The sequence below is a fragment of the Corynebacterium marquesiae genome, from assembly GCF_030229635.1.
In the GTDB taxonomy this organism is placed as follows: domain Bacteria; phylum Actinomycetota; class Actinomycetes; order Mycobacteriales; family Mycobacteriaceae; genus Corynebacterium; species Corynebacterium marquesiae.
This window is the reverse complement of the sequence record NZ_JASPII010000003.1, coordinates 70,954-94,366: the sequence shown is the minus strand read 5'-3', so window position 1 is coordinate 94,366 and position 23,413 is coordinate 70,954. Positions and strand designations below refer to the sequence as shown.

General features: G+C 61.2%; 21 protein-coding genes and 1 pseudogene. 15 read left to right on the top strand and 7 right to left on the bottom strand.

Annotated features, from left to right (window positions below; translation table 11 throughout):
• Window positions 1–17 precede the first annotated feature (17 nt).
• From pgeF to QP971_RS03065, 6 genes are all read left to right on the top strand, one after another.
• Window positions 18–749 carry a peptidoglycan editing factor PgeF gene (pgeF, locus tag QP971_RS03090; RefSeq protein ID WP_198491692.1) on the top strand — a complete coding sequence of 244 codons (732 nt, stop codon included), beginning with the start codon at window positions 18–20 and terminating at the stop codon, window positions 747–749.
• A complete protein-coding gene (locus QP971_RS03085; RefSeq protein ID WP_284810850.1) occupies window positions 749–1,447 on the top strand; it encodes a YggS family pyridoxal phosphate-dependent enzyme in 699 nt (232 codons plus the stop codon). The genes pgeF and QP971_RS03085 overlap by 1 nt, the downstream gene beginning before the upstream one ends.
• Before the next feature lie 104 nt (window positions 1,448–1,551).
• Window positions 1,552–2,004 (top strand): cell division protein SepF, encoded by a 453-nt coding sequence (locus tag QP971_RS03080; RefSeq protein WP_005324522.1) that lies wholly within the window; start codon window positions 1,552–1,554, stop codon window positions 2,002–2,004.
• Window positions 2,005–2,080: 76 nt separating this feature from the next.
• The gene (locus QP971_RS03075; protein ID WP_225746728.1) at window positions 2,081–2,374 is read left to right on the top strand and encodes a YggT family protein; all 294 of its coding nucleotides are present in this window, start codon (window positions 2,081–2,083) and stop codon (window positions 2,372–2,374) included.
• A gap of 203 nt (window positions 2,375–2,577) precedes the next feature.
• Entirely contained in the window at window positions 2,578–3,747 is a 1,170-nt protein-coding gene (locus QP971_RS03070) for a DivIVA domain-containing protein (protein ID WP_284810849.1), read from the top strand.
• A gap of 99 nt (window positions 3,748–3,846) precedes the next feature.
• A complete protein-coding gene (locus QP971_RS03065) occupies window positions 3,847–4,068 on the top strand; it encodes a zinc-binding dehydrogenase (RefSeq protein ID WP_269953146.1) in 222 nt (73 codons plus the stop codon).
• Between the two features lie 75 nt (window positions 4,069–4,143).
• On the opposite strand, the gene QP971_RS03060 is transcribed toward QP971_RS03065, so the two are convergent.
• Entirely contained in the window at window positions 4,144–5,145 is a 1,002-nt protein-coding gene (locus QP971_RS03060; protein WP_284810848.1) for an HNH endonuclease signature motif containing protein, read from the bottom strand.
• Window positions 5,146–5,433: 288 nt separating this feature from the next.
• Between QP971_RS03060 and ileS the strand changes: the two genes are divergently transcribed.
• Window positions 5,434–8,604, top strand: coding sequence for an isoleucine--tRNA ligase (gene ileS / locus QP971_RS03055; RefSeq protein ID WP_284810847.1), 3,171 nt, complete (start codon window positions 5,434–5,436; stop codon window positions 8,602–8,604).
• Window positions 8,605–8,675: 71 nt separating this feature from the next.
• On the opposite strand, the gene QP971_RS03050 is transcribed toward ileS, so the two are convergent.
• The 3 genes from QP971_RS03050 to QP971_RS03040 all read right to left on the bottom strand — a co-directional run bounded on the left by QP971_RS03050 (window position 8,676) and on the right by QP971_RS03040 (window position 11,238).
• The gene (locus QP971_RS03050) at window positions 8,676–9,908 is read right to left on the bottom strand and encodes an MFS transporter (protein WP_239273597.1); all 1,233 of its coding nucleotides are present in this window, start codon (window positions 9,906–9,908) and stop codon (window positions 8,676–8,678) included.
• Complete coding sequence (locus QP971_RS03045) at window positions 9,905–10,549, bottom strand: GntR family transcriptional regulator (RefSeq protein ID WP_284791549.1); 645 nt, start codon at window positions 10,547–10,549, stop codon at window positions 9,905–9,907. Before QP971_RS03045 ends, QP971_RS03050 begins: the two co-directional genes overlap by 4 nt.
• Before the next feature lie 65 nt (window positions 10,550–10,614).
• The gene (locus QP971_RS03040; protein WP_284791550.1) at window positions 10,615–11,238 is read right to left on the bottom strand and encodes a metallophosphoesterase; all 624 of its coding nucleotides are present in this window, start codon (window positions 11,236–11,238) and stop codon (window positions 10,615–10,617) included.
• 304 nt (window positions 11,239–11,542) lie between these two features.
• Here QP971_RS03040 and QP971_RS03035 point away from each other — a divergent pair, with 304 nt between their 5' ends.
• The gene (locus tag QP971_RS03035) at window positions 11,543–12,931 is read left to right on the top strand and encodes a DNA polymerase IV (RefSeq protein ID WP_284810846.1); all 1,389 of its coding nucleotides are present in this window, start codon (window positions 11,543–11,545) and stop codon (window positions 12,929–12,931) included.
• Here the strand turns inward: QP971_RS03035 and QP971_RS03030 are convergent.
• Window positions 12,928–13,821: an asparaginase gene (locus QP971_RS03030; protein WP_284810845.1), complete on the bottom strand. Its 894-nt coding sequence runs from the start codon at window positions 13,819–13,821 to the stop codon at window positions 12,928–12,930. The genes QP971_RS03035 and QP971_RS03030 overlap by 4 nt on opposite strands.
• A 108-nt stretch (window positions 13,822–13,929) precedes the next feature.
• Between QP971_RS03030 and QP971_RS03025 the strand changes: the two genes are divergently transcribed.
• A complete protein-coding gene (locus tag QP971_RS03025) occupies window positions 13,930–14,601 on the top strand; it encodes a WKL family lipoprotein (protein WP_284810844.1) in 672 nt (223 codons plus the stop codon).
• On the opposite strand, the gene QP971_RS03020 is transcribed toward QP971_RS03025, so the two are convergent.
• Window positions 14,602–15,543: a hypothetical protein gene (locus QP971_RS03020; RefSeq protein ID WP_284810843.1), complete on the bottom strand. Its 942-nt coding sequence runs from the start codon at window positions 15,541–15,543 to the stop codon at window positions 14,602–14,604.
• Window positions 15,544–15,584: 41 nt separating this feature from the next.
• Here QP971_RS03020 and lspA point away from each other — a divergent pair, with 41 nt between their 5' ends.
• Genes lspA through QP971_RS02995 form a run of 5 tightly spaced genes read left to right on the top strand, consistent with a single transcriptional unit; the run spans window position 15,585 to window position 18,955 of the window.
• Entirely contained in the window at window positions 15,585–16,076 is a 492-nt protein-coding gene (gene lspA / locus QP971_RS03015) for a signal peptidase II (protein ID WP_049377622.1), read from the top strand.
• The gene (locus QP971_RS03010) at window positions 16,069–16,995 is read left to right on the top strand and encodes an RluA family pseudouridine synthase (protein ID WP_284786846.1); all 927 of its coding nucleotides are present in this window, start codon (window positions 16,069–16,071) and stop codon (window positions 16,993–16,995) included. The genes lspA and QP971_RS03010 overlap by 8 nt, the downstream gene beginning before the upstream one ends.
• Window positions 16,992–17,528: a hypothetical protein gene (locus QP971_RS03005; RefSeq protein WP_284810842.1), complete on the top strand. Its 537-nt coding sequence runs from the start codon at window positions 16,992–16,994 to the stop codon at window positions 17,526–17,528. Before QP971_RS03010 ends, QP971_RS03005 begins: the two co-directional genes overlap by 4 nt.
• Before the next feature lie 60 nt (window positions 17,529–17,588).
• Complete coding sequence (locus QP971_RS03000) at window positions 17,589–18,632, top strand: HNH endonuclease signature motif containing protein (protein WP_284810841.1); 1,044 nt, start codon at window positions 17,589–17,591, stop codon at window positions 18,630–18,632.
• Window positions 18,633–18,685: 53 nt separating this feature from the next.
• Window positions 18,686–18,955, top strand: a complete 270-nt coding sequence (locus tag QP971_RS02995) for a permease (RefSeq protein ID WP_284810840.1) — start codon at window positions 18,686–18,688, stop codon at window positions 18,953–18,955.
• Here the strand turns inward: QP971_RS02995 and rarD are convergent.
• Window positions 18,942–19,794: pseudogene (gene rarD, locus QP971_RS02990) on the bottom strand (EamA family transporter RarD). The gene QP971_RS02995 and the pseudogene rarD sit on opposite strands and share 14 nt — an antisense overlap.
• A 45-nt stretch (window positions 19,795–19,839) precedes the next feature.
• Here rarD and dnaE point away from each other — a divergent pair.
• A complete protein-coding gene (gene dnaE, locus QP971_RS02985) occupies window positions 19,840–23,412 on the top strand; it encodes a DNA polymerase III subunit alpha (RefSeq protein ID WP_284810839.1) in 3,573 nt (1,190 codons plus the stop codon).
• Window position 23,413 lies beyond the last annotated feature (1 nt).

The window sequence follows — 23,413 nt, the reverse complement described above, 5'->3', positions numbered from 1 at the left end:
GCGCTACGCTGGTGTGCATGCCAGTAAACGAGGAACATCGCACCACACGCCCCGTCCGCATGGTTTTTACTAGCCGTGCTGGCGGGGCGTCTGCTATTCCATACGACTCCTTTAACTTGGGGCATCACGTCGGCGATGACCCCGCCGCGGTTGCCGCTAACCGCGAGCGCTTGAAGCGCGTGACCGGTCTGGACGACATCGTGTGGATGGAACAGTTACACACCAATACCGTCACCGTCGTCGATGGTCCACGGGACGAGCCCGTGCCAGCCACAGACGCAATTGTCACCACCCAGCGACGCCTCGGGCTGGGCGTCCTCGTCGCTGATTGCACGCCGGTGCTGCTTGTCGACGTCGCCGCTGGTGTCATCGCCGCCGCCCACGCCGGCCGCCTTGGCGCCCGCAACGGCATTGTGGTCAATACCGTGCGCGAAATGCAGAAGCTTGGCGCACAGCCCGAGCGCATTCAGGTGGTTATGGGGCCGGCTGCTTCGGGAAAGAACTATGAAGTGCCCGAGGAAATGGCCACTGACGTCGAGCGTCGCTTGCCCGGCTCCAAGACACGGACGTCGAAGGGCACGTGGGGCATTGATGTGCGCGCAGGGCTGATTCGCCAGCTTATGGGGCTAGGTATCACCGCCATTGAATCCGACCCCCGTTGCACCATTGAAGACGAAGAATTCTTTTCCTATCGACGCGAAGGAACCACCGGCCGCCAGGCCGGACTAATTTGGTTGGAGGCTAAGTAATGTCAGACCGAAAGGTACAGCTAGAACAAAACCTATCGGCCACTCGTGCCGAGATTGAACGGCTAGCAGCGCAGTCAGGTCGAAAACCGCCCCAGCTGTTGCCGGTGACGAAGTTCCACCCTGCTGCGGATATTGCCCTGCTGGCGGATCTTGGGGTTACCGACGTCGCCGAAAACCGAGAGCAAGAAGCTCGGGCAAAGGCCGCTGAATTGCCCCAGTTGCATTTTCACATGATTGGCCAGATCCAGACCAAGAAAGCCAACCATGTAGCTCGATGGGCGACCAGCGTGCATTCGCTTGATTCCCTCAAGCTCGCCCACGCACTGGAGCGGGGAGTTTCCTTAGCCAAGGAACGAGGCGAGCGCGAAAGCAACTTGCCGGTATTTATCCAAGTCTCCGCCGATGGTGATGGTGCTCGAGGTGGTGTATCTCCGGACGACCTCGATGAGCTCGTCCGTGCCGTAGAAGAAGCGCAGCACCTGGAGCTTGCCGGACTCATGGTTGTTCCGCCTCTCGACGCCGACGCAGGTGAGGTATTCCGGAACGTGCGTGGAGAGGTAGATCGCTTATCGTCTGAGCTCAATCGACCGCTGAAAATGTCTGCTGGCATGAGTGCGGACATGGCCCAGGCAATTGCTGCGGGCAGCGATATCGTGCGTGTCGGAACCAGCATCATGGGACCGCGGCCAGTAGGTTAAAAACATCGCAAAAGCGCATTTCACAGCGTAAATCACATGAGTCACACCAGACACATTTTACGCGTTTAGACTTGTACAAATTTAGGTCAGAGGGAGACCCAAAAATGTCATTCATTGATAAGACGAAGGATTTCTTCGGGCTGGGCCCGGTGGACATCGAAGAGGACGATGCCTACTACAACGAGGAGCCGCGTTACTCCGAAAATAGCTCCTCGGCCTACGCACCTCGCCGCGCCCCGCAGTCCTATGAGCCGGCGCCAGTACAGGAGGAATTCGTTCCGACCATCGTGGCTATTTCGCTGACGTCTTTCAATGATGCCGCCAAGGTAGGCGAGCCTTTCCGCGACGGTGATGCTGTGGTTTTCGAGCTGACTGACGCCGAAAAGGCCACCGCCAAGCGTTTCATCGACTTCGCTGCCGGTCTCTGCTTCGGCCTGGAGGGCCGTATGCTCAACCTCACCAAGGGCATGGACACTGAGCGCAAGGTCTTTTCCATCGTGCCTAAGTCTGCGGACATTGCAAAGCACGAACTCGAGCGTGCCGCAGGCCTGCGCTAAAGCGGCACGGTTCATTTAACCCTCGCGGGGTGCCGATTGGGCACCCGCGGGGGTTTATTCGATAGGCTCGGTCATTGTGACACAACTCGGAATTATTCTTATCCTGCTCGTGCGGATCTACACGTGGGTGCTCATCGCCCGCATCATTATTGAGATGATCCAGTCCTTCTCGCGGCAGTTCAACCCTCCACGCTGGTTCATGGTTATAGCGGAGCCTTTGTTTGTGATTACGGACCCGCCGGTCAAGGCGTTGCGGCGCCTGATCCCGCCCCTGCAAATGGGTGGCGTAGCGCTTGATGTGTCGGTGCTTGTGCTGTTCGTCTTGCTCTCGATACTCACAATGATCTTGCGGATGATTTTTCTGACTTAGCACCCCCGTCGCCTCGAAACCTGTGGTAAACGTTGAGACTCGACGGGGCGTCGATTATTGTGGGCGTTTGGTTACGATAAATCGCGATAACCCGTATTATGAACCACATGTACCTTTGTGGGGAAGGTTTAGTTAGACCTGAACCGCACTCCTAAGGCCCTGGAAGCTCCGGGGTTGTACCAACCTGAAGGGGAAGAGAAGACATGCCACTGTCACCAGCTGATGTTCACAACGTCGCGTTCAGCAAGCCGCCGATTGGCAAGCGCGGCTACAACGAAGACGAGGTGGATCAGTTCCTCGACCTCGTAGAGGACGCCCTTGCCCAGCTGCAGGATGAGAACGAAGATCTGCAGGCTCAGGTCAGCGATTTGAGCTCCCAGTCTAAGACGGGTGCTGGTGCTGCTGGTACCGCAACTGCGGCTTCCACCCGCACCGATGAGGCTGCGCTGCGCAAGGAGATTGAGGCCAAGCTGCGCGCGGAGTACGAAACCAAGCTGGCGGACTCCAAGTCCGAGGTTTCCCGTGCTAAGGAGGAGACCAAGAAGGCACAGGAGCAGGTTAAGGCAGCTCAGGCTGAGGCTTCCAAGGCACAGGCGTCTGGCTCCGCTGCTGCTTCCTCTTCCGCAGACCTGAAGGCGGCCCGCGATGAGGCGGCTCAGGCCAAGAAGGACGCCGAGGCAGCTCGCGCGGAGGCAGCCCAGGCAAAGAAGGACCTCGAGGCTTCCAAGAAGGAAAACGAAGAGCTGAAGAAGTCCGCTTCCGCAGCTGGTTCCTCCAAGGCTGGTGCAGCGGCTGCGGGTATCGCAGGTGCTGGTGCTGCTCAGACCGCCGATGGCCTGGCTACCCCAGAAACCCACATGCAGGCTGCCCGCGTTCTGGGGCTGGCACAGGAGATGGCAGACCGCCTGACCTCCGAGGCTCGTGCGGAGTCCGAGTCTATGCTGTCCGAGGCACGCACTGCCGCTGAGAAGCAGCTGAGCGATGCAGATTCCCGCTCCAAGGCGCAGCTTGCCGACGCCCAGAAGAAGTACGACGCCCAGCTGCAGGATGCAGATTCCCGCTCCAAGAAGCTGGTATCTGACGCTGAGGCTAAGGCAAAGCAGACCGAGTCTGATGCTTCCTCCCGTGCTGAGGCACAAATCCGCCAGGCAGAGGAGAAGGCCGCTTCGCTGCAGGCCGATGCCGAGCGCAAGCACACCGAGGTTATGAACACCGTCAAGCAGCAGCAGACCGCACTGGAGGCTCGCATCTCCGAGCTGCGCACCTTCGAGCGTGAGTACCGCACTCGCCTGAAGACCCTGCTTGAGTCTCAGCTGGAAGAGCTGGCTACCCGCGGCACCGCCGCACCGAACGGCGAGGCTGGCAACAACTAAGCCACCCCGTTCTTCGTAGCGCCTCCGCCACCGCGGCGGGGGCGCTATTGTTGTTTTAGACCGTCGTGCTTTAGCCCGCTCCTACCGAAAGGAACCACTGTGCTCGTTGCCGCTTTAGTTCTCGCCCTCGTGGCATTCGTGGCCTTGGTCAACTTCGTTATCTCGGGAGCCGACTGGTCGTTGTATATCGTTTTCGCCGCTGCTGGACTCGGACTCGTGTGCTTCATCCTGGACTGGGTGCAGAAGCATCGCGCTGACAAAGCCCAAGCAACTGAATCCCCCGAACAAGAGGCCCTGCGCGCAGCCTTCCGCGAGGACTAACGCCGCGAGACCGCAAGCTTTCGGTTGCAGGCATGCCAATAAGGCGCACGAAGCGCCTTATTTCGCAGTCGGGTTCTAGCAATCGGGCGTTTGCCACCGAATCTGTCCGTTGGTACGGGCAAGTCGCCCGCGCAGCGGAGGGGCATTGGGATCGTCATCGTTGGCGCCATTGTGGTACGCGCAAGCTGTGGATAAGTTCGCGATATTGGTCAATCCACCGTGCAACCACGGCTCCAGATGGTGAATTTGGCATTCGTCGGCAGGCTTAGCGCAGCGCGGCCATGGGCATACCGGGTTTTCCGCGCCCGCCATCAACCGCTGCTTTGCATTGGCGAAGCGCTCCGTGCGGTACAGGTTCACCGCGCCTTCATAGGGGCTCAGCAGGGTAATGAGCCCATGCTCCTTTAATGCGCGGCGCACATACTGCGCACCCGTAAGCGTTGCTCCGTTGGTCATCTGCAAGGTGATTTCTTCACCATCACCGTTGACGATGCGCACATAGTCCTCCAGCCGCACGATGACATTGGTTACCACGGTGCTTCGTTGCCCCGTATTGTTGCCGAAGAAGGTATCTTCCACCACATTCAGCGGCTTTTTATCCTGGTTTTCCACCGCCGCGTGGAGGTCCGCAATAAACGAAGACGAGCCATCGATCGCTAGCGTCCACGGCGCATCCTTGCGTCTGATGATGCGTACACCAGGCTTCACCTTGCGCTTTTTCTTCGGGACCTTGGACTGGGCCAGCTTTTCTAGCGCCCCTGCTGTGGCCTTGGTGGTGCATAGCTGTTCGCGGAGGACCCAGGCGTCGAAAAGCGTGGGCATCTTGCGCGCATACTTTTCAATGATGGATAAAGCAACGATGGAATGCCCATTGTGCTGAGCACCTTCGATAGCACGACGACGCTTCCTAGTGAACTTGGTCGTGCCGCAGTACGCCTCTTTTAGCAATGCCAACTCGCGGGCCGTTTTTTCAGCGGCGCCTCGCGCGCAGAGGTCGTCCTCAGACATGCCTGCGCACCCGAGGACGATGTCCATCCCGGGTGCCATGGCTGCGAGGTAAGTATCTAGCGCGTTCACGATTCACAATTTATTTCCCCGCGCAAGCCCCCACAAGGGAAAATTTTTAGCCTGTGGATAACTTCTTGTGCACGAAGATTCTGGGGCGCTATACTGTGGCCTACACGCAGTGATCCGGCCATCACCGGGGAGCAATTCAGAAGAACAGCCAGTGTGGCCCAGTAGAACTGAACGGGTGGGACCGTCAACTCCTTCACCGAAACGAAGCGGAGCCTTCGGGCTCAAGCAGGGTGGTACCGCGAGCCTTGATGGCGCGTCCCTGCACCGTGTTAAGAGTGAAGGATAATTATGGCGAAAAAGGTTTACCCCAAGGTCGACATGACTGGCGGCTCCAGCCGCTTCCCAGATATGGAAGAGGAAGTCCAGAAGTACTGGAAGCAGGATGATACCTTCCAGGCTTCGCTAGAAAAGACCAAGGACTGCCCCGAGTACATCTTTTATGATGGCCCTCCATTCGCAAATGGTTTGCCGCACTATGGCCACCTGTTGACCGGTTATGTGAAGGATATCGTCCCGCGCTATCGCACCATGGCTGGCAATTACGTGCCTCGTGTCTTCGGCTGGGATACCCACGGTCTGCCCGCCGAGCTGGAGGCGGAAAAGCAGCTGGGTATCACTGAAAAGGCGCAGATCGAGGACATGGGCTTGGAAAAGTTCAATGAATACTGCGCCAAGTCCGTGCTGGAGTACACCGACGAGTGGGAAGAGTACGTCAACCGCCAGGCCCGCTGGGTGGACTTTGAAAACGGCTACAAGACCATGGATATCGACTACATGGAATCCGTCATGTGGGCGTTCAAGGAGCTTTATGACAAGGGCTTGATCTACAAGGGCTTCCGCGTCCTGCCGTACTCTTGGGCGGAGCACACTTCTTTGTCCAATCAGGAGACCCGCCTGGACGATTCCTATAAGATGCGCCAGGATCCGACCCTGACGGTTACCTTCCCAGTGGAGGGCGCGCGCGAGGGAAGCGCGGCAGAAAAGACGTTGGCGGAGCACCCTGCGCTTGCCGACGCCTCCTTCCTCGCCTGGACCACCACCCCTTGGACCTTGCCTTCGAACGAGGCCTTGGCGGTTCATCCAGAGGTTACCTACGCGCTCTTTAAGGCTACGGAGGGTGATTTCGCTGGCCGTACCTTCATCATGGCGGAAAACCTGCTGGCCACCCTGGAGAAGGAACTAGGGGCGGCCGAGGTGCTGGAGACCTTTACCGGCGCGCAACTCGAGGGCTTTACTTATGAGCCGATCTTCGGCTTCTTCCCGGATCTGCGCAACGCCTACCAGGTTTTGATCGCTGATTACGTCACCACGGAGGACGGCACCGGTGTGGTACACCAGGCTCCTGCGTTTGGTGAAGACGATATGAATACCACCAACCAATACGACATCGAGCTGGTTATCCCAGTGGATGAGGACGGCAAGTTCACCTCGCAGGTTCCGCCGTATGAAGGCCAGCTGGTCTTTGATGCGAATAAGGACATCATTAAGGACCTGAAGGCTGCTGGGCGAGTGGTGCGCCACGTCACCATCGAGCACTCCTATCCGCACTCGTGGCGCTCGGGCGAGCCGCTTATCTACATGGCGCTGCCGGCGTGGTTCGTGAAGGTGACCGAGTTCCGCGATCGCATGGTGGAGCTTAACCACAAGGAGATTGAGTGGCTACCGGAGCATATCCGGGATGGCCAGTTTGGCAAGTGGCTCGAGGGAGCACGCGACTGGAATATCTCCCGTACCCGCTACTGGGGTGCACCTATCCCAGTGTGGATGTCCGATGATGACAACTATCCGCGCATGGATGTCTACGGCTCCTTGGACGAGCTGGAGCGCGATTTCGGTGTCCGTCCGGAGTCGCTGCACCGTCCGCACATCGACGAGTTGGTGCGCCCGAACCCGGATGATCCGACCGGTAAGTCGATGATGCGCCGCGTGCCAGACGTGCTGGATTGCTGGTTTGAGTCCGGCTCGATGCCGTTTGCGCAAAAGCACTACCCATTCGAGAACAAGGAATGGTTTGAAACCCACTCGCCGTCCGACTTCATTGTGGAATACTCCGGTCAGACGCGTGGTTGGTTCTATGTGATGCACGCGCTGTCCACCGCGCTTTTTGATCGCCCGGCGTATAAGAAGGTCGTGGCCCACGGCATCGTGCTGGGCAACGATGGCCTTAAGATGTCTAAGTCCAAGGGCAATTATCCAAACGTCAACGAGGTCTTTGATCGCGATGGCTCGGATGCCATGCGTTGGTTCTTGATGTCTTCGCCTATCCTGCGCGGAGGCAACCTCATCGTGACCGAGCAGGGCATTCGCGAGGGCGTGCGCCAGGCTATCCTGCCTATCTGGAATGCCTACACCTTCCTGCAGCTTTACGCAGAGAAGGAAGCAAAGTTCGACACCAGCTCCACGCATGTTTTGGACCGCTATATCTTGGCTAAGACCCACGATGTCGTGGCCAATGTCAACGCGGCGCTTGCCGATACTGATATTGCCACGGCAACCGAAGAGGTGCGCCTGTTTGCTGACGTCCTTACCAACTGGTACGTCCGTCGCTCGCGCGATCGTTTCTGGGAGGGCGAGGACGCCCATCCTGAGGCGTTTAATACCTTGTACACCGTGCTGGAGACTGTGACTCGCGTGGTGGCACCGCTGCTACCGCACGTGGCGGAGGTTATCTACCGCGGGCTTACCGGTGAGCGTTCGGTGCACCTGGCAGACTACCCGCAGGCCGCGGATTACCCGTCTGATGCAGATCTCGTCTCTGCGATGGATGCGACCCGCGCGGTGGCCTCGGCAGCGTCCTCGGTGCGCAAGTCCAATAAGCTGCGCAACCGCTTGCCGCTGCCGAAGCTGACGGTGGCCCTCGACGGGGCGCAGCGCCTGGCAGACTTTGCCGATATCATTCGCGACGAGGTCAATGTCAAGGAAGTTGAGCTTACTGACGACGTCGATTCGGTTGGCACCTTCCAGGTTGTCTGTAACGCGAAGGTCGCCGGCCCGCGGTTGGGCAAGGACGTGCAGCGTGCCATCAAGAACCTCAAGGCGGGCAACTACGAACGCCGCGGCGATGAGGTTGTAGTGGACGGCGATATCGTGCTTGGCCCGGATGAGTACACCGAGCGCCTGCAGGCAGCGAATCCGAAGTCGACCGCGCGTATCGAAGGTCTTGATGGCCTGGTAGTACTTGATACCGAGGTGACCGAAGAGCTCGAGGCCGAAGGCTGGGCGGCGGACGTTATCCGCGGCCTCCAGGATGCCCGCAAGGCTTCTGGGTTCGAGGTCTCGGATCGCATCGCGGCCGTACTCTCTGTCCCCGAGGAGAAGAAGGCCTGGGCGGAGCGTCACGCCGACCATATCGCCGGTGAAGTGCTCGCCACCGATTTCCTGGTGACCACCGAGGCGCTCGATGGTGCGGATGTGCACGAGGTGGTGAAGGGGGTTAGCGCTACCGTCGTCAAGCAGTAGCGCGTACGTTGCCACCTAAAAAATGATTGCCCAGCCAGTGCGGCTGGGCAATTTTTTATGAGTGATAGGACTTAACGGACCGGGCCAGGCAGGTGGGCGCGCCAGCCGAGGACCACGTTAATGAGGCAGCACAGTGCGAGCACGGCGCCAATGAGGAATAGGGTGGTAAAGCCGACCAGCGGCGCGAGTGCGCTGAAGGCCATGGGGATAAAGAAGCCGGTATAGGACACCGAGTAGTAGACGGCGGTGAGGCCGGCGAGTTCTTCGGCGCGGGCGATGCGTTGGACCTCGGAGAGACCGGCGACAAGGGCGAGGCCGTAGCCTGCGCCCATGACCGCCGCGCCGGCGATTCCGAGCGGCAGGGAGCGAGTATGGGAGGCAACCGCGCCGAGGATGGTGCCCACAGTGATAACCCCCATGGCAACTGCGGAAGCGCGGGCGGAGCGGCTGGTATCGATGACCTTGCCGAGCATCTGGATGCCGACGCCGCAGCCCAAGGTGATAACGGTCATCAGGCCCGAGAAAGCGATAGGGGCATCGCCAGCGGACTTGGACAAAAGCTGGGGCAGGAGGGCATAGGCGGCGCCAGCGCAGCCGAAGACCCACGGGGCGACCGGCAGGACAATGCGCACGAAGCGGCGGTGTGCTGCGGAGGGAATGTGCAGCATACGCAGCATGTCGCGGATGCTTAAGTCAAGGAAGGTGTCTTTTACCGTAGCGCCCCGCGGCGGGCGGGTTTCCGGGGTCTTCATCAGCCAGATGGCGGTGGCAACCGTGAGGAGGATGTGCAGGATATACGCCAAGTGGGTGGGCCACGGACCCCATTGGGCCAGTACCGATGCGAGGCCGGCGCCGATGAGGAAACCTAAGGTCAGGCACATGGAGGCGTGGCGCGGCCCGGCAGCTGGATCGCCGCCAGCGCGGGTGATGAGCTCTGCCACCCATGTGGAGCCGACAGCCATGACGATGCCCAAAGCCAAGCCGCACATGATGCGGCCCACGGCGATGACGAGCGGCTCGTTCGGCGCGATGGATAAAAGGAAAGAACCCAACAGTGACAGCGGCGCGGCAGGCAGCATCGTGGGGCGGCGGCCAATGTAGTCCGAAAGCGGACCAGAAATCAGCAACGCCGGCACGATGCCGAGCACATAGGCGGCCAAGAGGCCATTGACGGTGACCTGCGAGAAGTGCGACTCCTCGCGGTACATAACTAGGAGAGGGGTGAACTCATTGCCGCCCCACGCGACAGCAACCATGCTGCCAGCGACGGGAAACCATGAGTGTTTGGCAAACTTTTCGGTCATAGTTGATTCCTCGAGTTGGTTAGGTGGGTGTCCAATGCGGAAAGGTAGGCGTCGAGGTCGCCGGCGCGGAGGGCATCGGCAAGCGTGCGGTGCTGATCCACGAAGGTGCGGGCGCGGGCTACGTTGCGGCCAATGGCTGTAGCGGTAAAACGCTGCTGGCGTTCGCGCAGCTGGTGTCCCAGCCCAGCCAGCAGGGTATTGGTACCGCCATCCATGATGATCTGGTGGAAACGCGCATCAAGATGCGTATAGGCATGCAGGTCTGCGCCATCCAACGCAGCGTCTTGTTCCGTGATGGTCGCGTCTAGCTGATCAGCGATGTCCGCGCGCTCGGTGTCAGGCATGGCGCAGATTTTCTCAGCGCAGTGCCTATCTACGAGCAAGCGTGCTTCATAGACCTCGCGAATTTCCTGCGGGCTGATCGGCACGATGAGCGCACCACGCCTGGGGTAGAGCTGTAGAAAGCCTTCGACCTCTAGGCGCAGGAACGCCTCGTGCATTGGGGTGCGGCTAATTCCCATTTCGGTAGCCAGGGAGGCCTCGGAAAGCATCTGCGAGGGATCGAAGGAACCGTCAATGATCTTCTCTTTGACGAAGTCATAGGCCCGCTCCGCGGCGGGCTGCATTCGTTCATTGGACATGCATCCATCTTGCATGCAAGCTTGTATGCAAGCAAAAATATGAGTGGGATTTGTGGGGAACGAATCTAGTAATACAAACGTGTGACGTGGCACGTATCAGGGTTGAAGAGTAAGCCGTGGCTCATGCCGACCCAGCCGATGAAGGGGGTGTCGGCAAGCGTGTGCGGGGTGTGGACGTGCCCAAGGATCCAGGCATCGGCCTCGCAGGCCTGTAGCTCAGCCACGGAAAGCGGCAGGCAGGTGCCTTTAGAAAACTCACCGCTGACGGAAGAATGTAGGAGGCCGAGGACGGGCCCGTTGCTGCGGCGGGGAGGAAGCTGGAGGCGGCGCGGGTCCGGATCGGTGGCCACCGCTGCGGTTAGAACCGTGGTGTTTCCTATGTGAAAGGTATGCATCTGCGTGCCGTGGACTGTGACCTCGGGCGGGAAGTCCAGGTTGTGGTGGGTGTCGTGGTTGCCGGAAATGAAGTGGACTTCGCTGAACAGAGTGACAGCATGGGCCATAACGGTGTGGACCTGAGGTACAAACTCGGCCGAGTTAGCGTTGCGGTCAATGATATCGCCCAAGCACACGCACGCCGTGGCACCTCTATTGGCGGCAACCTCGAGTGCCTGCAGGGCCCAGTCCAGCCCAGGAGCGCCAGGGAGACCTAAGTGGAGATCTGAAAAGACGAAGATGCTAGCGGGCATGTGCGGTCTTTCGGTTGTGCTGCCAAGACGAGGGGAAATACGTGCAATGGCGATTGTTTCCTCAGGGCTGTGGTGTCGATATCTTCGGCTCGGACAGTAAGGAGTGAGGCGAGTTGTGGACTCCGTGTGCAACTATGGAGGCTTCATAGGCTGAGGGTTACTTTCTGGAGAAAGTGTCTTTGAAAACCTAAATAGATGACTTTGCGGGCGGGTGGCGATGAGATGGAAGGAAATTAAAGCTTTAATTAACGGCATGCAAACACCCAGGAGTGCATGTGGAGGTGCGCCTATTAGACTGGGCCGCATGCAACGCTGGGTTTTACATATCGACATGGACGCGTTTTTCGCCTCCGTCGAGCAGCTGACCCGGCCTACGCTGCAGGGGCGTCCCGTTTTGGTGGGAGGCACCAGTGGGCGCGGCGTGGTGGCCGGCGCCTCCTATGAGGCGCGCGAGTACGGCGCGCATTCGGCCATGCCGATGTATCGCGCGCAGCAGCTTGTTGGGCTTCGCGCGGTGGTAGTGCAGCCGCGCCGGGCGGTGTATGCGGCGGCGTCGCGGCGCGTATTTGGCATCATCGCGCAACACGTGGAGGTAATCGAGCAGCTTTCCATCGATGAGGCCTTTATGGAACCCGCCTCCTTGGAGGGGGCGAGCGCGGAGGAGGTCAAGCGCTGGGCTGATGAGCTGCGCGGGCTCATTCGGGAAGAGACGGGTCTGCCGTGCTCCATTGGGGCGGGATCGGGCAAGCAATTTGCCAAGATCGGATCGGGCGAAGCGAAGCCTGATGGCACCTTTGTTATCCCAGCGGAGCGCCAGCTAGATATGTTGCACCCCCTTGCGGTGAACAAGCTGTGGGGAGTCGGACCGGTGACCGGGGCGAAGCTCAAGTCCATCGGCGTAGAAACCATTGGGCAGCTAGCGGCGATGACGCGCAAGGAAGTAGAGATTTCTATCGGCAGTGTGGTGGGGCTGCAGCTGTGGCAGCTGGCCCGCGGCATTGATGACCGTGAGGTGGCGCCGCGTGCTATTTCTAAGCAGATTTCTACCGAGCACACCTACCCGAAAGACTTGCAGACCGCCCCCGAGGTCGATGCGGCCATCACTCGCGCGGCGGAGGGCGCTCACCGTCGTTTGCTTAAGGATGGGCGCGGCGCGCGCACCGTAACGGTGAAGCTGCGCATGGCGGATTTTCATATCGAGTCACGCTCAACTACCTTGCCGTACGCGACTGACGACGCCGCCGTGCTTACCGCTGCCGCCTTCAAGCTTGCCCGCTACCCCGATGAGCTGGGGCCCATCCGCCTGGTAGGGGTGAGCTATTCAGGGCTAGAGGCCGCTCGCCAAGACGTGCTTTTTCCGGAGCTCGACCGCGAGATCGTGCGTCCTGCACCGGCGGATACGGACTATGAGACTGGGGTGAGCGACGACGCAACACCGGCCATTCCAGCGCCTACGGTGACGGTGGAAGAAGAAACCGATAACCAGTGGCACGCCACGCAGGATGTTTTCCACCCCGATTACGGCCACGGTTGGATTCAAGGCGCCGGCCACGGGGTGGTGAGCGTGCGCTTTGAAACCCGCACCACGGGTCCCGGCCGCACCACATCCTTCGCGGCCGACGATCCCGCGCTTGTGCCAGCAGACCCGCTCGACTCGCTGGATTGGCAGGACTGGCTGACCAGCGAGGACTAGCCCTCCTGGGCAAAAAGCTGCGCCGGATCGGTGCCGGTGGCCAGCGCCGCTGCGAGCAGGATTCGCGCTTGGCTCGGTCGGAACCATCCGGCGTTGATGGCGCCACGTTTCCCCAGGCTTGCGCCACCACCGTCTCCACCGTAAGCCAGCGCCGTCGGGCCATAGGGTGTGCGGGTAGAAATGATGACAGGGAGGCCGGCGTGGAGGGCGTCGGCAAGCGCGCGGCCCATGTCCTCGCCCATATTTCCCGAGCCCATGGCCTCCACAATGAGACCGGAGATGGAGGAGTTTACGGCGGCGTCGACCAGCAGGCGCCCCGCTCCCGGATAGGCGGGGACGATCTCGATACGCTGCGACGCCAGCGGGGCAGGATTCAAACGCGGGGTGGTGCCAGGAACACGCAGCGACTCAAACCCGCGCAGGTCACTGGTGTGCCGCTTGCGCGCACCACGCGCCGGGATGGTCTCGCCGCCGAAGCAGAGGAAAACCCCAAGGCGACCGCTGGCCGCTAGCTCGCGGGCAGCGCGCAGATTGGCGGGGCCGTCGGCCGCGGGGTGATCGTAGGCGCGCTGCGCGCCCGTAAGCACGATGGGTTTTGCCCCTCCACAGAAAATCTCCAACGCTAGCGCGGTTTCCTCCATGGAGTCGGTGCCATGGGTGATGATCACGCCACCGATATCCTCGCGCGCGGTGTGCTCGTTGACCACCGCAATGAGCTCATCGAGGTCCGCCAAAGTAATAGATGACGAGTCGAGCTGGCGAAACTGCACTACCTCGGCGTCGATTTCAGCGGCGAGGTCCGCGCCGGAGACGGTGGGAACCAAGGAACCATCGGCCACGGTGGTGCACGCGATCGTGCCGCCGGTGGCGATCAAAGCAAGTCGGGTCATGCACCTAAGGTTAAAGAAATCTTCGCCCACGCGGCGGGCGCAGCCCGGAAAAAGCTGGTGCAGCTGTAAACTGATGGGAGTTTAGAACCCAGACGTGAGGAGTTAGAAGTGAAATTCCGCAAGTTTAGCGCCGCGTGCCTCGCACTGACCGCGGCCACCGCCCTGGCCGCCTGCTCTTCCGACGACGAGCAGGACGATACCGCCGCCACCAACACCGAGGCGCAGGAATCCGCCTCTTCCGACGGCGATTCCGCCGCCCCGGCGCTGCCGTCCCCGGCGGATCTCAACGCCATCTTGGCCAAGGCCACGGATCCCAACGCTTCTGAGCAGGAAAAGACCGCCACCGTGCAGGGCGGCGAGACTGCACCGGAAATCTTTGACACCATGGCACAGTCCAAGCAGGAATCCGGTGCCGAGTTCGAGGTCGTCGATCCTGTGCTTCCGGGCTATGACCCGCAGTCCGTGCTGACCACCGTGAACTTCACCACCGCTGATGGCCAGCAGCAGACCGCTGACCAGGTGGAGTTCGTGTATGAAGATGGCACCTGGAAGCTCTCCAAGGCGTGGGCTTGCACGCTCATCCAAAACACCGTGCCGCCGGAACAGGTTCCGGAGATGTGTGCAGATACCGGCGCCGGTGCCTCCGCACCCGCCCCGGCACCGGCCGAGGGCGACGCTGCACCGGCCGAGGGCGACACTGCTCCGGCTGAAGGCGACGCCCCGGCTGCCGGCGCCGAGCAGGCGCCAGCTGAGGCCCCTGTGGAAGCCCCGGCCGAGTAACTAGGAAAAGTTCAGCTCCGTCAGGCTCGACTGCACCACGCGCAGCTCCGAGCCGGCGGCGCCATAAATGACCTTCGTATCGAAAGACACGTCACCGCCCACGGGCAGCGGCTTGCTCAGGTCTACCGTGATGGTGCCCTTGGACTGGGTGCTGGAGTCCACTACCTTGAGCTCCTTGTCCTCCAACTCCGTGCCCTGGGCCTGGCCCTCAAAAGACAGCGCGCCTAGCGAGGGCCGCTGTTCTACCTCCACGTTGAGCTTGACCTGGTCGCCCTCGATGGAAGCGACCGTATAGCGCGTGGTCTGCAGCAGGGTGGACTCGCCGGTAACGCGCGAATCCACCGTCCAGCTCGCTCCTTTGCCTATCTCCTCGGTGGGGAAAACCACGGGCAGCGCCGTCAGCTTCATAATCGCCTGTTCGACAGAGCCACGGGCTTCATCCGTGGCATTTTGGGGCGCGGCGAGGCGCAGTGAATTCATCTGGCCTGTATTTTGGCCGCGCCAGCCAAATTGAAATCCCTCGGCCGAGGAGACGTCGGTTTCCCCAGACGTTTCCGGCGCACCAGCCGTGACGAAGGCATTGCGGGTGGCCGGCAGCTGATCTTCAACGTCCTCGCTGGCCTTATCTACCTTGGCCGATAGCGGCAGGGTAGTGGCGGTGGATTCGACGTCGGAGGCCTGAAACTTCTCGGCCGCGGACTTTTTGAGCAAGTCCTGCGAAAAACCTTCGGTAACGCGGTAGTTCACGTCCTGCGTGGAGTCGATATCCCGGTATTCCAGGAGCTTTTTCTCCCCGGTGCCGGGATTGTCCACGGTGACGCGTGGGGCGTCGATAGTCAGGCCCACGGGCTGTTCTACCGCGGGTCCCGGCTTTTCATAGGAACACGCCGTAAGCGCTACGGCGGCTGTGGTCAGGGCTGCAAAAACTTTGACTCGAAACACGCTTACCAAAATACCGGACGCTCCCGTTTAGAATAGAGCGGGTGAGTCAAAAACGAAGGAGCAAGACAGGACTTATCGCCGCGGTTGTCATCGCCGTGGCGCTGGTGGACCAAGCCGTGAAACAAATAATGCTCTCCATCCTTACGGAGGGCGAGCCCCTGGCGGTTATTGGGGATTGGTTCCGGTTTACCCTGCTTTTTAACCCTGGCGCCGCCTTTTCCATGGGTGGGGAGGGATCGACGTGGCTTTTTACCACCATCCAGCTGGTCTTTGTGCTCGGCGTGGCCATTGCCGCCCCGCGCATTACCCACTCCGGCCAGGCGGTGGGCCTAGCGCTCATTGCCGGTGGCGCGCTGGGTAATTTCGCCGATCGCATCTTCCGCGCCCCTGGCTTCTGGTTCGGGCACGTGGTGGACTATATTTCGGTCGGCTCTTTCGCCGTGTTCAATATCGCGGACGCGGCCATTACCTGCGGCGTGGTGATCTTCATCATCGCCATGGTGCTGGAGGAAAGGAAGGCCGAGCATGAATAGGCAGATGCGCAGCTTCCCCATTCCTGAAGGCCTAGAAGGCATGCGTGCCGACGCCGCCTTGGCCAAGCTCCTTGGCCTTTCCCGCAGCGCCACCGCGCAGTTGTGCGCCGAGGGCAGCGTAACCATCGATTCCCAGGAGCTGAGCAAGTCCGAGCGGTTGACCTCCGGCAACGTGGTTTCGGTGCTTTTGCCGGAGCCAGAAAAGCCGTTGCTGCCGCGCGAAGAGCTGGTCGAGGGCATGGACGTGCTCTACAGCGATGCCGATATCATCTGCGTGCATAAGCCGGTGGGCGTGGCCGCGCACCCCAGCGTGGGCTGGGACGGGCCGACGGTGATCGGCGGGCTGCGCGCGGCCGGCTATACCGTGGCTTCGTCCGGGCCGACCGAGCGCCAAGGCATCGTGCACCGCCTCGATGTGGGTACGTCTGGCGTGATGGTCGTGGCTTCCTCGGAGCGCGCTTATTCCGCGCTCAAGCATGCCTTTAAGTACCGCAGCGTAAAAAAGACCTACCACGCCGTAGTCCAAGGCCTGCCAGATCCTATCGAGGGCACCGTCGATGCGCCCATCGGCCGCCACCCCAAGTCGGGCTGGAAATTCGCCGTGCTTGACGACGGCAAAGCGGCCGTCACCCATTACAGCCTCATCGAGGCCTTCCGCGAGGCTAGCCTCATCGAAGTGCACCTAGAGACCGGCCGTACCCACCAGATCCGCGTGCACATGTCCGCCACCGGCCACCCGTGCGTGGGCGATCCGATGTACGGCTCGGATCCGAACCTGGCTAAGCGTCTTGGGCTCGAGCGCCAGTGGCTGCACGCGGTAAAACTCGGCTTTACTCACCCCGGCACCGGCAAGTGGTTCGAGATTGCGGCGCCGTACCCGGCAGATCTCGAGCACGCCTTGGAGGTTTTGCGGGGATGAGGAAGGTCTACCGGCGGCGTCGGCTAGCGGCCTTGGCGGTGCTGACGGTGCTTTTCCTTGCCGCCCTTGCGCTCTTCGGTGCCTTGGGGACCCAGGCTTCTTCGCAGGTGCAAGGCGATCAGCTCGGCCCGGATGGCGAATCGCGAGCGGAGTATATTGCGCGCGTGTCCGGCAGCGACATTCCGAACGCCACTGCCTACGCCCTTGTCACCTTCGACGAGGATCTGCCGCCCGTAGCCGCCGCGGCCGCCGTTGCCGCAGCCCCGCGCATGGACGCTATCCTTATCGGCTCCACCGCCCCCATCGACGTCCCCGAACCGACCGCCGGCGAAGACCGAGCCGCCGTTATCCAGTGCGCTTTCGACCGCATCGGTGCCTCCTATGGGCAGCGTCCCACCGCGGTGAGCGCGGCCGTGGTGTGGGGGTCGGGCGCCCAGCTTGCCGAGGTCGCCTCCACCCCCTCCGTCGCCGCCGTCGAGCCCGCACCTGCGGACGCCGCCTGGGGCAGCTTCGCCATCCGCCCTCCCAGCTAATATCGCCCTCCTGGGCCCTGTGGCGCGCGGTGGCCGCCCAGCGCTTTTAGCATCTAGGGCATGGAACACATTCGGGCCTATATTGCGGCACTCAACTCGGCGATGGACATCCTCGCCGAGGCAGCCGATGCCTCCGCCACGGACCTTATCGCCGCCGGCATGCCCGATGCAGAAGCAGAATCTATCGCGCAGCTAGCACAGGTCTATTTCGGGCCCACACGCTTTCGCCGCCGCCAACGACGTGCGGTAGATGGGGCCCGCCGCAACCGGCATTCGCTGCCGACGCTGGAGGTCATCGAAAAGCATGCCCGGCGCGCACCCACCCAAGCCCGCGCCTGGGCCCTGCGCGCCGAACTCACCCACATTGCCTGCGATACGCGGGAGATGGAAAAGCGTGCCCGCAAGAAGCTGCGTGAGATGCGCGCGCCAAGTGAACCCAAGCCAGGGGTGCGGTTGCGGCGCCGCGCTGCCGGAAAGCCGTGGACGCTGTCTATTACCGGGCCTTCCGCGCTGATTGCAGAACTCCACCAGCATGCCGGTTCGCTTGCCGACGTCGCCTCCCTCTTCCGCACCGGTACCGGCGCCTCTACCTCTACCTCTACCTCTACCGTGCGCACTAATGTTGTGGTGCCACTAGATAAGTTGGTCGGCGTGGCCCATGGCAGTGATGATGTGGTGCTGACCATGACCAACGGCGCGCAGATAACCGGTGCCGAATTGGCCCAGCGCTCGCTCGCCGAGGAGGGATTTGTCACCTTGCTCCACCCCGTAGAGGGCCCAGTGAACCTGTACCGCATGCGCCGTGGGGCCACCTGGAAGCAGTTCATGATGGCTGCGGCAGAAAATCCCACTTGTCCGGTCAAGGGATGCAATAAGCCCGCCGATGAGTGCCAGGTCCACCACATCTTCAGCTGGGCCGGCGGAGGATGGACCAATGCGAAAAATCTCACCACCGCCTGTGCCTATCACAATGGCCGCAATGATGACCATCGCACCGGCCCGCCGCGCAATGGCCGCTTCGAGCGCACCTCCCGCGGGGTGCGCTGGGTCAACCCCTGGGATCCGCCCCCACCGGGCCTCGTCGATACCGGGCCCACCACGTGATTTTCGCGGCGTCACTGAGGCGTCGCGCGTTGTGGCGATCCTAAGCTAGGACCATGGCCTCAAAACAGCCCTTTTCGCAGTGGATGCCCAACTACAAGTTTGCCTATATCGCCGCGTGGGTCGCGGTGGTGGTTTCCGGCATCGCGCTTTTAGCCGGCCTTGTCACCGGCGGCACGTCGATGACGCTGGTGTTTTCCGGGATCGTGTGTGCCTATGGCATCTTTCTCGTCGTGGTGATGCCACGCTGGGCGCTGCGGGCAGAAGAAGAACAGGCGGCGCGTCGCCGCGCCCGCGCCGCCCGCGAAGAACTCAAGCGCTCCTAGCCATGCGCACCAAGTCGGCGACGTAAATCGCAACGGCCACGCCGATGATGCCGAAGCCGATCCAGCGGTGCGTCGAAAAGTGCTCGTGGGTGACAAAGAGCGCCCACAGCATCTGCATGATGGGGGGTGAGGTATTGGAGCATTCCGATCGTCGATAAGCGCAGCGTCCGTGCGCCCTCCGCAAAGCAGAGAAGCGGCAGCGCGGTAATCAAGCCGGCGCTGACCAAAAGCAGCGCGTGGCCGACGCCCTCGCTGGCGAAAGTGCCCTGGCCGCTTGTTTCTAGCCACAGGATGTAGCCCACCGCCAGCGGTGACATCACGAGCGCCTCCGCTGCGACCGAGACGGCCGAGGACACCCGAACCTGCTTTTTGAGAAGCCCATAAAAGCTAAAGCTGAACGCCAATAGCAGCGAAATATACGGCGCCTGGCCGGTAAAGAACGTCAAATACAGCACCGCGATGGCCGCAATGCCCACCGCGCCGGCCTGCCACGGCCGCAGTCGTTCCTTCAAAAACACCATGCCGAGGGCGACCGACACCAAGGGATTAATGAAGTACCCCAGCGCCGCATCGGCCACGTGGTTGCTATTAATCGCCACCACGTAGGTGCCCCAATTGACCGTGATGAATACACCCGCGGCCGCAAGCCAACCCCACGTGCGCTTGTCCATGCGCGCCATTTCGCGCCACCGGCCGCCGAGGAGCAAAAATCCCGTAACCAACACCGCGGTCCACAGCACGCGGTGAGCCAAGATTTCCAGCGGCGATGCCGGCAGCAACAGAGGGAAGAACGCAGGGAAAAATCCCCACATGATGTAGGCGGCGAGCGTGTAGAGCATCACAAAATAATAGCCCATTTTGACCGCCCCGCTATGATGAGCCGCATGGCCAAAAACTCCTCCTTCGTCCACCTGCACAACCACACCGAGTTTTCCATGCTGGACGGCATGGCCAAGGTCGATATGCTGGCAGACGAGGTGGTCCGCCAAGAAATGCCGGCCGTCGGCATGACCGACCACGGCAATATGTATGGCTCTGATGCCTTCTACCGCCGCATGACCGGCGCCGGCGTCAAACCCATCATCGGCATCGAGGCGTATATGGCGCCCGAATCCCGCTTCAACAAAAAGCGCGTGCTGTGGGGCACGCCGGACCAAAAGCGCGACGACGTCTCCGCCTCTGGTGCCTACCTCCACCAAACGATGATCGCGGAGAACGCCACCGGCCTGCGCAACCTTTTTACCTTGTCTTCGCTGGCTTCCTACGAAGGTCAGTTGGGCAAATGGCCGCGCATGGACGCCGAGCTCATCGCCGAGCACGCAGACGGCATCATTGCCACCACCGGTTGCCCCTCTGGCGACGTCCAGACCCGCCTGCGCCTCGGCCAGTTCAACGAGGCGCTGGAGGCCGCGGCCATGTGGCAAGACATCTACGGCAAGGACAACTTCTTTTTGGAGTTGATGGACCATGGGCTGGACATCGAAAAGCGCACGCGCGATGGCCTGCTAGAAATCGGCCGCAAGCTAGACCTGCCCCCGCTGGTGACCAATGACTGCCACTACGTGTTGGAGTCCCAGGCGCCTGCGCACGAGGCGATGCTGTGCGTGCAGACTGGCAAAACTTTCATGGACCCGGACCGCTTCAAGTTCGGCGGCACCGGCTACTACATTAAGTCGGCCGCGCAGATGCGCGAGACCTGGGACGATATGATTCCAGACGGCTGCGATAACACCCTGTGGATTGCCGAGCGCGTGCAAGACTACGGCGAAATCTGGGAAGAACACACCCACGATCGCATGCCTATTGCCGACGTCCCCGAGGGTCACACCCCAACCTCCTGGCTCACCCACGAGGTGATGGAGGGCCTGCAAGCGCGCTTCCCCGGCCGTGATGTTCCGGAGGAGTATATCGAGCGCGCCAAGTATGAGATCTCTGTTATCGAGATGAAAGGCTACCCGTCCTACTTCCTCATCGTGGCCGAGCTCATTAAGCACGCGCGCTCCGTGGGCATTCGTGTGGGGCCGGGCCGTGGCTCGGCGGCCGGCGCGCTCGTCGCCTACGCGCTGACCATTACCAATATCGACCCGCTGGAACACGATCTCCTCTTCGAGCGATTCTTGAATCCAGAACGCCCGTCCGCACCCGATATCGATATCGACTTCGATGACCGCCGCCGTGGCGAAATGATCACCTACGCGGCCGAGCGCTGGGGCGAGGACAAGGTGGCGCAGGTGATTACCTTCGGCACTGTGAAGACTAAGCAGGCCATTAAGGACTCGGCCAAGGTGCACTTTGGCCAGCCCGGATTCCAGATGGCCGACCGCATCAACGGCGCGCTGCCGCCTGCCATCATGGCCAAGGACATTCCGCTCAAGGGCATCACGGACCCGGACCACGAGCGCTACTCCGAGGCCGCCGAGGTCCGCCAGATGGTGGAATCCGACCCGGATGTGAAAAAGATTTATGACACGGCGCGGGGCTTGGAGGGCGTCGTCAGGCAGGCAGGCGTGCACGCCTGTGCGGTGATTATGGCTTCGGTCCGGCTCATGGACCACATTCCTATGTGGAAGCGCCCGGCCGACGGCGCTTATATCACCGGCTGGGATTACCCGGCCTGCGAGGCCATCGGCCTGCTGAAGATGGACTTTTTGGGCCTGCGCAACCTCACCGTTATCGGCGATGCGATTGAAAACATCAAGCGCAACCGCGGCGAAGAAATCCACCTAGAGCAGCTGCATGCCGACGACCCCAAGGTCTCCAAGGTTTATGACCTGCTCTCGCGCGGCGATACGCTGGGCGTCTTCCAGCTCGACTCCGGCGGCATGCAGGAGCTGCTCAAGCGCATGAAGCCGACCGGCTTTAAGGATATTGTGGCATCCCTGGCGCTCTACCGCCCGGGCCCGATGGGTGTGAACGCCCACTGGGATTACGCGGACCGCAAGAACGGCCGTAAGGAGATCACTCCGATTCACCCGGAGTTGGAAGAGCCGCTCAAGGAAATCCTGGATGAGACCTACGGTCTCATCGTCTACCAGGAGCAGATCATGCGTATCTCGCAGAAGGTCGCCAACTACACGGCCGGCGAGGCAGATGGCTTCCGTAAGGCAATGGGTAAGAAGAAGCCCGAAGTGCTGGCCCAGCAGTACGACAAATTTTGGGGCGGCATGCAAGAAAATGGCTACTCCAAGTCCGCCATGGATGCGCTGTGGGGCACCATCGAGCCCTTCGCGTCCTACGCGTTTAACAAGTCCCACGCCGCGGGCTACGGCTTGGTGTCCTTCTGGACGGCCTACCTCAAGGCCTACTATGCACCGGAGTACATGGCCGCGCTGCTGACCTCGGTGGGCGATAAGAAGGATAAGTCCGCCATCTACCTTTCGGACTGCCGCCACTTGGGCATCAAGGTGCTGCCGCCGTCCGTCAACGAGTCCGAAGAGGACTTCCAGGCGGTGGGAGAGGATATCCGCTTCGGCATGGGCGCTATCCGCAACGTGGGCTCGGAAGTGGTGGAATCCATCATCAAATCCCGCCACGATAAGGGCGCGTTTACCTCCTTTAGCGATTATCTGGACAAGATCGAGCTCGCCGCCTGCACCAAGCGCGTGACAGAGGCGCTCATTAAAGCCGGCGCCTTCGATGACTTGAACCACCCGCGCAAAGGCCTCATGCTTATCCACGAGGACGCGGTGGATGCGGTGCAAACCACCAAGAAGGCCGCGGATAAGGGACAGTTCGACCTCTTTGCCGGAATCGGCGGGGGAGAGGACGACGCGGCTTCCAACGCCTTTGCCTTGGATATCCCGGAAGACAACTGGGATCGCAAACACGAACTTGCCCTCGAGCGCGAGATGCTGGGCCTATATGTTTCCGGCCACCCGCTCGATGGCTTCGAGGAGGCGCTGGCCGCGCAGACGGATACCCCGCTGACCAAGATCCTCAACGACGAGGTGCATAACGGCCAAGAGCTCATCATCGGCGGCATCATTTCGGGCGTGGACCGTCGCTTTTCCAAGCGCGATGGCTCGCCGTGGGCCATCGTCACGGTGGAAGACCACAACGGCGCGCAGGTGGAAATCCTGGTATTCAACAAGGTGTACTCGCTCGTCGCCCCGCAGATTGTCGAGGACAATATCATCCTCGCGCGCGTGAACGTCAAGGTGCGCGATGAGCGCCGCTCGCTATTCTGCTCCGATATCCGCGTGCCGGAGCTGGGCCCTGGCGGGGGTGCGGGCCTGCCGCTGCGCCTGACCATGCGCACGGATCAGTGCACCATGGAAAATATTGCTCGCCTCAAGCAGGTCCTGCTCAAAAACCAGGGCGAGTCAGACGTGTACCTCGAGCTTGTCGACGGCTCCGAGTCCACCACCATGATCCTCGGCGACCACCTGCGCGTGGAGCGATCCGGCAACCTCATGGGCGACCTCAAGGCCACAATGGGCGCGGGCATTTTAGGCTGAA